The 11,777-nt window shown below is 70.7% G+C and carries 11 protein-coding genes and 1 pseudogene; 4 read left to right on the top strand and 8 right to left on the bottom strand.

Going from position 1 to position 11,777, the window contains the following annotated elements:
- Positions 1–118: 118 nt before the first annotated feature.
- The 3 genes and pseudogenes from bioD to D7W81_RS34670 form a co-directional block, all read left to right on the top strand.
- Positions 119–451 (top strand): annotated as a pseudogene (gene bioD / locus D7W81_RS34660) (ATP-dependent dethiobiotin synthetase BioD); the annotation flags it as partial.
- Between the two features lie 115 nt (positions 452–566).
- Positions 567–845 (top strand): hypothetical protein, encoded by a 279-nt coding sequence (locus D7W81_RS34665; protein ID WP_120552248.1) that lies wholly within the window; start codon positions 567–569, stop codon positions 843–845.
- A complete protein-coding gene (locus D7W81_RS34670) occupies positions 842–2,020 on the top strand; it encodes a pyridoxal phosphate-dependent aminotransferase (protein ID WP_120559668.1) in 1,179 nt (392 codons plus the stop codon). The genes D7W81_RS34665 and D7W81_RS34670 overlap by 4 nt, the downstream gene beginning before the upstream one ends.
- On the opposite strand, the gene D7W81_RS34675 is transcribed toward D7W81_RS34670, so the two are convergent.
- The 3 genes from D7W81_RS34675 to D7W81_RS34685 all read right to left on the bottom strand — a co-directional run bounded on the left by D7W81_RS34675 (position 1,998) and on the right by D7W81_RS34685 (position 6,197).
- Positions 1,998–3,437, bottom strand: coding sequence for an ABC transporter substrate-binding protein (locus D7W81_RS34675; protein WP_120559669.1), 1,440 nt, complete (start codon positions 3,435–3,437; stop codon positions 1,998–2,000). The two genes, D7W81_RS34670 and D7W81_RS34675, sit on opposite strands and share 23 nt — an antisense overlap.
- On the bottom strand, positions 3,437–4,267 hold the full coding sequence (locus D7W81_RS34680) for a tetratricopeptide repeat protein (protein ID WP_120559670.1): 831 nt from the start codon (positions 4,265–4,267) through the stop codon (positions 3,437–3,439). Before D7W81_RS34680 ends, D7W81_RS34675 begins: the two co-directional genes overlap by 1 nt.
- A 136-nt stretch (positions 4,268–4,403) precedes the next feature.
- On the bottom strand, positions 4,404–6,197 hold the full coding sequence (locus D7W81_RS34685) for a phosphoenolpyruvate carboxykinase (GTP) (RefSeq protein ID WP_120559671.1): 1,794 nt from the start codon (positions 6,195–6,197) through the stop codon (positions 4,404–4,406).
- A gap of 216 nt (positions 6,198–6,413) precedes the next feature.
- Here D7W81_RS34685 and D7W81_RS34690 point away from each other — a divergent pair, with 216 nt between their 5' ends.
- On the top strand, positions 6,414–8,207 hold the full coding sequence (locus tag D7W81_RS34690) for an SLC13 family permease (protein ID WP_120559672.1): 1,794 nt from the start codon (positions 6,414–6,416) through the stop codon (positions 8,205–8,207).
- Here the strand turns inward: D7W81_RS34690 and D7W81_RS34695 are convergent.
- The 5 genes from D7W81_RS34695 to D7W81_RS34715 all read right to left on the bottom strand — a co-directional run.
- On the bottom strand, positions 8,204–8,830 hold the full coding sequence (locus D7W81_RS34695; protein ID WP_120559673.1) for a MiaE family protein: 627 nt from the start codon (positions 8,828–8,830) through the stop codon (positions 8,204–8,206). The genes D7W81_RS34690 and D7W81_RS34695 overlap by 4 nt on opposite strands.
- A gap of 199 nt (positions 8,831–9,029) precedes the next feature.
- The gene (locus tag D7W81_RS34700; RefSeq protein WP_120559674.1) at positions 9,030–9,695 is read right to left on the bottom strand and encodes a hypothetical protein; all 666 of its coding nucleotides are present in this window, start codon (positions 9,693–9,695) and stop codon (positions 9,030–9,032) included.
- 136 nt (positions 9,696–9,831) lie between these two features.
- Positions 9,832–10,281, bottom strand: a complete 450-nt coding sequence (locus tag D7W81_RS34705) for a hypothetical protein (RefSeq protein WP_120559675.1) — start codon at positions 10,279–10,281, stop codon at positions 9,832–9,834.
- A gap of 188 nt (positions 10,282–10,469) precedes the next feature.
- Positions 10,470–11,309, bottom strand: a complete 840-nt coding sequence (locus tag D7W81_RS34710; RefSeq protein ID WP_120559676.1) for a GNAT family N-acetyltransferase — start codon at positions 11,307–11,309, stop codon at positions 10,470–10,472.
- A gap of 43 nt (positions 11,310–11,352) precedes the next feature.
- A partial coding sequence (locus D7W81_RS34715; RefSeq protein ID WP_244227640.1) for an AgmX/PglI C-terminal domain-containing protein occupies positions 11,353–11,777 on the bottom strand: 425 nt, incomplete at its 5' end.

Below are 11,777 nucleotides of genomic sequence, written 5' to 3' on the forward strand. Positions count from 1 at the left end.
GTCGCGCGGGAAGCGCGGCAGGTCCAGGTCCCAGGTGTGGTGCGAGTCCGTATAGCCGTGCAGGAAGACGACGACGGGCCCGTCCTGGCGGCCCTGCTCGACGTAGCGGAGCGTGACGCCGGTGGACTCCAAGCGCGACGTGGTGGACCTCATCCAGGCCTTCCGCCTGCCGGTGGTGCTGGTGGCGCGCGCGGGGCTGGGCACGCTCAACCACGTGGCGCTGTCGCTGGAGGCGCTGGCGGCGCGCAAGGTGTCCGTGCGCGCGGTGGTGCTGTCGCGCGGGGTGCCCGGACGCGACCTGGCGGAGCGGGACAACCGGCGCTACCTGGAGGCCCGCCACGGGGTGGAGGTGCTGGGTCCGGTACCGTTCGTGGAGGATGCAAGAAAGCGTCGGCTGGCGTTCCGGCGCGCGCTGGCGCCGCTGGTGCCGGAACGCGCGCGGGCCCGATAAATCGGCCTCCGCCGCGTTCGGCGGAAAGGCGTGTGCTACAGGTCGCGCAAGTTTTCGCGTGGTGGTGGCCGTGATCTGGACGGCCCGTTTTTTCCGCGCGAGAAAGCCGTCACGAATGGCGGACATCATCGACATCACGCTCCTCGCGGACGTCCGACGCTTCTTCCAGAAGCTCATCGAACAGCGCGGGCTGTCCTACTTCCTCCAGAAAGACGGTCCGCGGTTGTTCCAGATTGAGCCGACGAAGGTCGAGCTGGTCCTGCGCACCGCGATCCGCACCCGCAACCCGGAGCTGCCCCGGCCGCATGAGAAGGCCATCGAGCACTGCCGCCTGGAGCTGCGCCGCGAGCTGATCCGCCGCGTGGCCAGCGCCATGCTCCAGACGGGGCTGTGAGCCGCTTCTCGCTCCGCACCGCCTTCCCGCGCACTCCCAATCCGCTGTCCCAGGCCGTCGCCGAGCGCCACGCGCGCGGGCTGCCCCTCCTGGACCTCGCGGAGACGAACCCCACCCGCGTGGGGCTGCCCTCGCCGGACGTGGACCTGGGGGCCATCCCCGACCCCTTCCTCTACGCGCCGGAGCCCTTCGGCCTGCCGTCCGCGCGCGAGGCCGTGGCCGCGCACCTGTGCCAGCGGGGCGCGCCCGTGGACGCCGCGCACGTCGTGCTCAGCGCCAGCACCAGCGAAGCCTACGGCTGGCTCCTCAAGCTCCTGTGCGACCCGGGGGACACCGTCCTCGTCCCCGCGCCTGGCTACCCCCTGGTGGACGTCCTGGCGCGCCTGGAGGGCGTGCACGCGCGCCCCTACCGCCTTCCTGGCGTGCACGGCTTCGGGCTGGACGCGGGACAGGTGGAGGCGGCCGTCGATGCGCGCACTCGCGCGGTGGTGGTGGTGAACCCCGGCAACCCCACCGGCCACTTCCTCCATGACGGGGAGCTGCACGCGCTCGCGGACGTATGCGCGCGCCATGGCCTGGCGTTGATCAGCGACGAGGTGTTCTCCGACTTCGCCTGGGACGCGGAGGCGGGGCGCGTGACGAGCGTGGCGGGGCGGCCGCTGCCGTGCCTGACGTTCTCGCTCTCCGGCCTGTCGAAGGTGGCGGGCCTGCCCGGCCTCAAGCTGGCGTGGATGCACGTGGGCGGCCCCGCGCACGCACGCGACGAGGCGCTGGCCCGGCTGGAGGACGTGGCGGACGCGGCGCTGTCCGTGGCCACGCCCGTGCAACTCGCGCTCCCCGCGCTGCTGGCCCACGCGCCGCGCTTCCAGGAGGCGCTGCTGGAGCGGGTGAAGGGCAACCGGGAGCGCTTGATTCAGGCGCGCCCGGAGGACGCCGCGTGGGACGTGGTGCCCGCGCACGGCGGCTGGAGCGCGGTGCTGCGCATCCCTCATCACCCCGGAGAAGAAGCCACCTGTCTGCGGCTCCTGGAGGAGGGGGTGCGCGTGCAGCCGGGGTACTTCTACGACTTCGGCGGCGGTGCGTACCTCGTGCTGTCGCTCTTGCCGACGCCCGAGGTCTTCACCGCCGCACTGGTGCCGCTGGTGCGCGTGCTCAGTCCACCGGCGGGTCGATGAGCTGCACCGTCTTGAAGGTGGTGCCCGTGACCTTGAACAGCTCGTAGGGGGAGGGCGCCTCGCCCGTCTCGTTGTTGAAGTTCAGCTCGCCGCTGGCGCCCTTGACGTCGATGACCGCGCCCGCACGCAACGCCTCGCGCGCCGCGGTGAACTGCGTGGAGCCCAGGGGGAAGCTGGGCGTCGTCTGGCCAGAAGGGAGCGTCAGCTTCGTGAGCCCCTCCGCGATGCGCGGGCCGGTAATCGGCTGCGGGTTGTTGGAGTCGTTGCCCACCGCGTACGCCGCGCCCAGCGCCACGAGGTACACGGCGTCGTACGCGTGCGCGGTGAAGGAGTACTGCCCGGGGTCGGTGCCGTAGGCCGTGATGAAGCGGTCCGCGAAGAGCTTGTAGGTGGGGTCGTTGGGCCGAGCGGAAGCCGGGGCCGTGCCGTACGTGCCCGCGAGCTCCGTCTCGACCTCCTTGCGGGAGGTCAGCAGGGTGCGGTCCTTGCTGGCGTCGGTGAGGAACCAGCGGTTGCCATTGGCCATGGACACACCCCCGGCCATGGCCTCCAGCAACAGGCGCGAGTTGTCCTCGGGGAAGCCCGCCAGCACCGTCATGTCCGGCTTGAAGAGCTTCAGCCGGTTCACCGCGCCGCTCACGGCCTCGTTGCGGCTGTACTGCGCGCCCGCGACGTTGTCCTTGTTGGGGATGCGGTTCTGGATGGCGTCGAACAGGCCGGTGCCGTACGAGTCAGAGACGTACGCCACGCCCACCTTGGCCGGAGGGGTGAACGTCACGCCCGGGTCGTTGATGGGCGTGACGCCCTGGAGCACGTTCGCGATGACGCGGCCCTGGAGCACGTCCGAGGGCGTGGTGCGCCAGACCAGCCCCACGCTGCCGCCGTTCTTGTCCGACAGCGTGGTGAACGCGGAGCTCGTGGCCGTATGGCTCATCAAGAGCACGTTCTTGGGCGTGGTGACTTCATGGATGGCGAGCGTCTGCGCGCTGCCCGCGCTGAACATCGCCACCGCGCCCTTGTCGTTCACCATCCAGGTGGCCTGCGTCACCGCCCGGTTCGAGTCCGCCCCGGTGTCGCAGACGTACATGATGAACTGCCGGCCGCCCACGCCCTGCGCCTGGTTCACCTCATCCAGCGCCAGCTTCAGCCCGTTGAAGCGCTGCTGTTCAATCTCCGCGTTGCCGCTCGCGTTGGTGAGCGGCAGCGCCGCGCCCAGCACGATGGGGTTCGCCGCGGACGTGGCGCCCACCACCTGGTCGCACCCCGCGGGCTGCGGCAGGCAGAAGCCCGACGTACAGACGCTGTTGCTGCCGCAGTCACTGCTCGTCGTGCATTCGGACAGGCCGCCCGCCGTGGTGAAGCTGCACCCGGACGACAGCAGCGCCATGCCCAACGTCATCATTCCCAGTGCGCGCATCAGAAACGCCCTTCCATGCCGACCCCGGCGCCACGCGGCGCGAGCGTCACGCGGACCTCGCCCTGCGCGGGAGGGCCTTCCTTGGGATACAGGATGATGGCGGTGATGGCTCCCGCGAGCCCCACGCCGAAACCGATGTCCGCGAGCAGCGCCTTGCTCTTGGTGCTGTCCGACAGCCGCTGCTTGTCCGCGAGCGTGCCGGCGTTGTCGAACTGCTCGCGCTGGTCGCGCGCCTGCAGCCCGAACAGCACGCCCACGCCCACGCCCACCACCGCCACGCCGCCCGTGGCGAACGCCGCGATGCGCTGGTTGCGGTAGGACTTGATGGCCCGGTTGATCTCCGCCTGCCGCTGGCGCTCGCTCTCCTCCTCCGCGCGCCGCGCCGCGGCCTGCTCCTCGTCCGCCTTCTGCCGCGCGGCGTCCGCCTCCGCTTCCAGGCGCTTCCGGTCCGCGTCCGCCACCGCCTTCGCCTGGTCCTCACGGTCCAGCTGCACCCGCAGCCGGTCGATGGCGCGGTTGCTGTTCTTCAGCAGACCGGGGTCGGTGTCCTCGCTGGAGGACGTGACGTACTGCCGGTAGAAGCTCATCGCCTCGCGGGGCTCGCCCGCGTACTCCAGCGCCACGGCGATGTTGTAGACGAGCCGCGGGTGCGGCTGCGCCTCGTTGGCCTGCTTCAGCACCTCCGCCGCCTCGCGGTACTTCTGCGCTTCGTAGAGGCGTTTGCCCTCCTTCAACAGGGCCTGGACGTTGACCTTGGAGCCACCCCGCTGCGCCAGGGCGGACCCCGGCGAAAGCGCAAGCGCCAGCGACAACACGAAAACCAGTCTCATGGGGCGGGGAGCCTAGCGCCGAACATTCCGGCCGTCGAAGCACTGGCCCCCTGAAAAAGCGCCGGGGCCACCCCCACCCCTGTCGCGACAGGGGAGGAAGCAGCCCCGGACGGGCTACCCAGGCGTCAGACGGCGATCAGCCGTCCAGGCGCGCGATGAGCAGCTTGCGCTGGAGCATCAGGGCCTCGGGGGCCTTGGTGCCCAGCTGCTCGAAGAAGACCTCCTGGCTCTTGAGCTCGGTCTTCCACTCGTCCTCCTTGATGGAGGTGGCCTCCTGGAGGGCCTCCGCGGGCAGGTCCAGGCCGTTGAGGTTGAGGCCCTGGTCCTGGCGCGGCACCCAGCCCAGCAGCGTCTCCTGCGTGGGGACGCGGCCCTGGACGCGGTTCACGATCCACTCGAGCACGCGCATGTTCTCGCCGAAGCCCGGCCAGATGAACTTGCCGTTCTTGTCCTGGCGGAACCAGTTGACCTGGAAGATCTTCGGCAGCTGCGGGATGGACTTCTGCATGTCCAGCCAGTGCTGGAGGTAGTCGCCCATGTGGTAGCCGCAGAAGGGCAGCATGGCCATGGGGTCGCGGCGCACGACGCCCACCTTGCCGGTGGCCGCCGCCGTCGTCTCGGAGCCCATGGTGGCGCCCAGGAACACGCCGTGGGTCCAGTTGAAGGCCTGGAGCACCAGCGGGACCGTGTTGGAGCGGCGGCCGCCGAAGATGATGGCGCTGATGGGAACGCCCTGGGGGTCGTTCGCCTTGGCGGACAGCACCGGGTTGTTGCTCATGGGCGCGGTGAAGCGGCTGTTCGGGTGCGCCGCCTTCTCCGTGCTGCCCTTCTTCCAGGGCTTGCCCTGCCAGTCGATGAGCTCCTCGGGGACCTCGCCGTCCTTGCCCTCCCACCAGACGTCGCCGTCGGGCGTGAGCGCCACGTTCGTGAAGAGCGTGTCCTTGGAGATGGTCTCCATGGCGTTGGGGTTGGTCTTGTAGTTGGTGCCCGGCACCACGCCGAAGTAGCCGGCCTCCGGGTTGATGGCGTACAGGCGGCCATCCGGACCGGGGCGCATCCAGGCGATGTCGTCGCCGACGGTCTCGATCTTCCAGCCCGCGTACTCCTTGGGCGGGATCATCATGGCGAAGTTCGTCTTGCCGCACGCGGACGGGAAGGCGGCGGCGATGTAGGTCGTCTCACCCTTGGGGGAGGTGACGCCCAGGATGAGCATGTGCTCGGCCAGCCAGCCCTCCTCGCGGCCCAGGTAGCTGCCGATGCGCAGCGCGAGGCACTTCTTGCCCAGCAGCACGTTGCCGCCATAGCCGGAGCCGAAGCTCCAGATGGTGTTGTCCTGGGGGAAGTGGCAGATGTAGCGGCGGTCCGGGTTCACGTCGCCCGTGGAGTGCAGGCCGCGGTTGAAGTCGTCGCTGTCGCCCAGCATGTCCAGCGCGGCCTTCCCCATGCGGGTCATGATCCGCATGTTGAGCACCACGTAGTCGCTGTCCGTCAGCTCCACGCCAATCTTCGTGGAGGGGCCGCCCAGCGGGCCCATGGCGTAGGGCACCACGTACATGGTGCGGCCCTTCATGCAGCCTTCGAACAGCTGGGAAAGCTTCGTGTACGCGGCCTCCGGCTCCATCCAGTTGTTGGTGGGGCCCGCGTCCGTCTTGTTGGGCGTACAGATGAACGTGAGGTGCTCGACGCGCGCCACGTCGTTGGGGTTGGAGCGGTGCAGATAGCAGCCCGGCCGCGTCTTGGGGTTGAGCGGGATGAGCGTGCCGTCCTTCACGGCCTGCTCGGTGAGGCGCTGCTTCTCCGCCTCCGAGCCGTCACACCAGACGATGCGGTCCGGCTGGGTCATCGCAGCCATCTTGGCCACCCAGGCCAGCAGGGTGGGGTTCTTCGTGGGCGCCTGCTCGGTGGCGGCTGCCGCTTGCGTCGAAGCCATGGGGATCTCCTCGGGGTATCTCTCGGAAGAAACACCAAACCTTCTGGACCGGGGCCCCAAAATCAACCGACGTCCGGCAGTCAACCGGACTTTCGACCGCTCTGGCCTAATTCCACTTATCAGCGCCCGGTCGCCCATCAGAAAACGGCGCGGTGCGGCACGCTCTGGCAGCGCACCGCGCCGTGCCCAGGTTGAGGGTGCGAGCGCCCACCCATCATGTCCATCGCCATCGTCCTGGCCGTCATCGTTGTCGCGTTGGTCCTCTTTTCCGTGGATGCCATCCCCATCGAGTTCACCTCGCTGGTGGTGGTGTGTCTGCTGGCCCTGTCCGGGGTGCTGACGCCAGCGCAGGCCTTCGAGGGCTTCAGCAACGACACGGTCATCTTCATCTTCACGCTGCTGGCGATGACGCAGGGGCTCGCCGCCACGGGCGTGGTGCAGATGGTCGGGCAGCGGATGGCGTTCTTCGCGCGCTTCGGCCATCAGGCGTTCGTGCTGGCGATGATGGGCGTGGTGGCGGCGTTCTCCTCGTTCATCTCCAACACGGTGACGACGGCGGCCTTCCTGCCGGTGGCCATTGGCGCGGCGCAGCGGGCGAAGGTGCCGCGCAGCAAGGTGCTGCTGCCGCTGGCGTACGCGTCCATGCTGGGCGGCACGGTGCTCCTGTTCGGCACGTCCACGAACCTGGTGATCTCCGCGGCGCTGAAGCGGCAGGGGATGGCGCCCATCGGCGTGGCGGAGCTGGCGCCGGTGGGGCTGCCGGTGGTGCTGATAGGCATCGCGGTGGTGGTGCTGCTGGGGCGGCGGCTGTTGCCCGCGCGCGAGGGCAAGCCGGGCACGGAGGGCTTCGTGCTGCGCGAGTACCTCACGGAGGCCGTGGTGCCCGGGGATTCAACCTACGTGGGCAAGCCCCTGGCGGAGCTCACGGAAGGGCTGGGCCTGCGCGTGATTGGCGTGGTGCTGGGCGGCGAGACGCTCTCCGCGAAGCCGGCGTACGTGCTGACGGGCCAGGAGCGGCTGCTGGTGGAGGGCCGGCGCGAGGACATCCTGCGGGTGAAGGACCTGCGGGGCCTGGCGCTGCGGCCGGACGTGCGGCTGTCGGACGCGGAGCTGGAGGGGCCGGAGTCGATGCTCGCGGAGGTGGGCGTGCCTCCCGGCAGTGCGCTGGTGGGGCGCAGCCTGAGGGAGACGCTGTTCGTGGAGCGCTTCGGGCTGGTGGCGCTGGGGCTGCACCGCCGGCCCGGCATCCAGCGGCTCACGAAGCTGCAGCTGCTGGGGCGCGCCCGGGAGGAGCACTCGCTGTCCACGCTGCCCCTGTCCGTGGGGGACGTGCTGCTCTTGCGCGGCCCGCGTCAGAAGGTGGCGGAGCTGGCGCCGGGCCATACGCTGATGGTGCTGGAGGGCCACGAATACGAGCCGCCGCGCTACGCGAAGGCGCTGCTCGCCATCATCATCTTCCTGGGCTCGCTGGGCGTGGGCTCGCTGGGCCTGGTGCCGCTGTCGCTGGCGGGGCTCACCGGCATGCTGCTGATGATCGCCACCGGCTGCGTGGACGCGCGCACCGCGTTCCGCGTGGACTGGCGGGTGGTGCTGCTCATCGGCGCCATGATGGCGCTGGGGCTGGCCATGGAGGTGAGCGGCGCGGGGAAGTTCATCGGCGACCACGTGGCCCGGCTGGGCGAGTATGGCGGGCCCCGCGCGGTATTGGCGCTGTTGATGGTGCTGACCATCGTGCTGTCCGCGCCCATGAGCAACCAGGCCGCGGCGCTGGTGGTGCTGCCGGTGGCGCTCAACGCGGCGACGCAGCTGGGCGTGGACGTGCGCCCCTTCGCCATGGGCATCACGCTGGCGGCGAGCTGTTCGTTCATCACCCCGCTGGAGCCCAGCTGCGTGCTCGTCTACGGGCCCGGGCACTACCGCTTCACGGACTTCTTCCGGCTGGGCACGCCGCTGACCGCGGTGCTGGTGGTGTTCCTCGTCTTCGCCGTGCCCGCGGTGTGGCCGTTTTAGTGGATGGCGGCGCGCAGCCCCACGTCCGCGAGCACGCGCGACTCCTGCGCGAGGAGGTGTTGCAGGCGCGCGTCCACGGCGGCCTCGTCGCCGTTGGACGCGGTGACGGCCAGCCGGTGGAAGAGGGACTGGTGGCCGTCCTCGGACTGAGCCAGCTCCCCGTAGAAGCGGGCGAGCGCCGGGTCGGTGAGCCCCTCCGCGAGCAGGGACAGCCGCTCGCACGAGCGAGCCTCGATGATGGCGGCGACGAGCAGGCGGTCCACGCGCCGCTCCAGGGCGGGCGTGCGCACGTGCTTCTGGAGCCCCTGTGCGTACGGGTCCCCCGCGTCCTTGGTGAGCGTGAGGCCGCGCGCGGCCATCAGGTCCAGCACGCGCGCCAGGTGGGCGCTCTCCTCGCGGGCCAGGCGGGCCATCTGCGACGGCAGGCCCGGCAGGTCCGGGTAGGCCTGGAGCATGGACAGCGCGTTGGCGGCGGCCTTCTTCTCGCAGTGGGCGTGGTCCACCAGCACCGCGTCGAAGTGGGCGAGCGCCAGCGGCAGCCAGCCGGGGTCGGTGGGCGCGTGGAGGATGACGGGGCCCGCTCCGGAGAGGGGACGGCGGGAGGGTGTGGGGCGGCTGCTCATCGCGGGCGGACTGTAGGGCATCCGCCGGGCGCCGTGCGCGCTTGAGTCGCACGCGGTGGTCCGGGCCTGCTTCCTTGCTGGGAAGTGCCGGCGGCGCGCGGTGTCGCGGAGGCGGCCCGGGCCGGCTTCCTTCCGGCACGTGCCGGCCGCGCCCGCGTGGGGTGGGGGGCCGCCCACCGCGCACGCGGGCGCGGCCGGGCTACAGCGGCGGGCGCGTGCCTTCCTTCGCGGCGATGAGGGTGACGACGTAGTCCGCGCCCTCCTGGGCTTCGTTCGCCACGAAGATGGAGCCCGGCCAGGCGCGCAGGCCGTTCATCAGGAAGGGCGCGTTGTCGGCCGCGCTCCGGTGCACCAGCTCCACGCGGCAGAGCGTGGCGCGGCAGTCCAGCGCCTTCACGCGTGAGCCGGAGGGCAGGTGCTGGCGCAGCGCTTCGTTCAGCGTCTGCGTGGCCCGGCCGCTCCAGCCGCTGTCCACCGGCTCCTCGGCGAAGGCGGTCATCACGCGCGTGCGCGACTGTTCGAAGGACGGCGGCGGTGGGCGCATGGGCGGCGGCGGAGGCACTTCGTCTGGAGCCTCCGCGCCGTCCTCCTCCGTGGCTTCGGGGGACTGCATCCGGGCCGGGGCCTGCGCGCGCGAAGTGGAGGGCTGCGCGGCCTGCGTCGCCCACAGCCGCATCGCGGTCTCCGCGGCGGCGCGGCGCTCGGCCAGGTTCGCGTCGGTGCTCACCGCGCTCTTGCGCACCTGGGCCCTCAGCTCCTCCAGCTCCTGTTCGGACGAATGCTGATGGCTCACGAACGCAAGCAGCACGCCGGCGATGGCGGCCGTGTTGGTGAGGGCGAGGACGGTCTGGAGCCGGGAGGACATGGGGCGCTCACGGAGAGGGAAGGAGTAGGAACGGGCCACGCGAAGGGGAGGAATGTGAAGCCTTCGCGCGGCCCCTGCATCGGGACCGCGTCTTCTCCGCCGGGCACGTCACCCGGCGGAAGTCAGGCGCCGTGCGTCAGTCGATGGTGAAGCCACCGAGGATTCCGTTCGGCTGCAGGTTGCAGCGGAAGACGATGGCGAAGTCCTCCCACACGTAGCGGTCGCCCGTGTTGAGGGTCTGCCACGTCATGGGGCCGGCCACCGTGTACGTGGGGGCGCCCAGGTTCGCGCCGTTGCCCACGCCGTTGACCGTGGTCGTCTCGCACGAGCTGTTGTTGCCGTAGATCTGCACCGTCGTCGGGTGGTAGCCGACCGTCCACATGGGCACCGTGGCGATCGCCAGCCGATGGGTCGTACAGGTGTTGGTCAGCGCGGAGAAGCTGTACACGCTGAAGCACGCCGCGTCGGACGCATAGGCGGCCTTGAACGCGGCGCCCGGGTAGTACTGCCACGCGGCCGCGGTCCCCGCGCTCAACGCCACCACACCGAACGCGCACACCTTCGCCAACGTCTGGAAAGCCTTCATTGAACTGCTCCCGTGGGATGCGGCGGTGATTGGGGCCGCCGGGCTCGCGAACGCGCGCGCCGCACCACCAGGGAGCAAGCGCCATGCCCTCATCCGGGCTGGCGTGTTTCCAGTTGTTTACGTGTCTTTATGGCAATCCGTGTTGTTCCGGGAGCAACCGGCGGGTGTTGCCTGTGTTGCCCCGGGGGCTACTCCACCAGCACGAGCCGCTGGGTGCGGCCGGCGTGGTAGCCCACCTTGCGCGCGATGCGGGCGGTGCTCTCGTCGCGCTCGTCGACGCGCAGGGCCAGCCGGGGCAGCGAGGACAGCAGGTGCCGGGAAATCTGTCCCAGGCACAGCGTGGCGTGGCCCTGGCGGCGGCGGGACGGGGGCGTGTACATGCCCTCCAGCTCCGCGCCGAACTGCGAGCGGCAGCCGATGTCCACCTTGAACACCAGCTCGCCGCCCTCCTCCAGCACGTAGGTGCGGCGCTGGCGCACGCGCTGGAGGACGCGGGCCTCGTAGTGGGTGGGGTCCTCCGCCAGCGGGTCGCGCTCCAGGATTTCGCGCACGTAGCCCTGCGCCAATGGCAGCAGGCGGGGTACATCCTCCTCGCGGGCCAGGCGCAGGGTGGGGTTGGTGAAGGGGCCCAGGTCGTCCGCGGAGACGCTGAACAGCCGCTGGGTGCGGGACAGGCGCGGCTTGCCTTCGCAGAGGCTCCTCACCAGCGCGTCCACGGAGGCCTTGTCCCCCACGGTGGCGCGCAGCTTGAGGCTGGCCGCGAGCGCGTCCGCGATGACGCCGGTGGCGCTGGCGTCGCTGGCGCTGGGCACCACGAGCCCGCCCTCGCCGCCCACGAAGACCGCCGCGGTGAGCACGCCGCTGTCGAAGCGGCCGTGGAAGGAGAAGGCCGCCTGGCGCTCTGGCGCCGCGATGCCGAACTCCTCCAGCAACCCCAGCAGGTAGAGGTTGTGGACGGGATCCTTCGCCAGGAGCGCGCGCAGGGCGTCCGAGTGGGAAGGCGCGAGCTGTTCGACGGTGACGGGCATGCGCGGGGGGCGAAGGGGGCTGAACCTTACGCGCAACCCGACCTCACGGGCCAGCGTCCCCGGGCACGGTGAAACGGAATGGGTAGAGCACCGTCGCGGACCCGCCCAGGTGGGGCGCCGGGAAGCGCGCGTCCAGGAGCGAGTCCAGCACGCACGCCTGCACCATGGGGTCCGGGATGGTGCTGGAGACGAGCACGCCCCGGTTCATCCTTCCCTCGGAGCCCTCGCCCTCCACGGTGAAGCGCAGCTTCACTTCCTGTGTGCCCCGGTTGCGTTGTGCGGCGTCCTGGAAACATTGCTGCACGAGCGGAGTCACCGACTGGACGGCCAGGCGCAGGTCCTCCGCGTCGATGCGGCCGGAGGAGGCCTCCACCACCGGCTCCACCACCTCCACGCGGCGCGGGTCGGGGGCGTCCGGGTCGTTGAGCGTCGGCGGCGCCTTGGAGGGCTCACGCACCGGTGCGGTGG

The sequence above is a fragment of the Corallococcus aberystwythensis genome (assembly GCF_003612165.1).
Taxonomy (GTDB): domain Bacteria; phylum Myxococcota; class Myxococcia; order Myxococcales; family Myxococcaceae; genus Corallococcus; species Corallococcus aberystwythensis.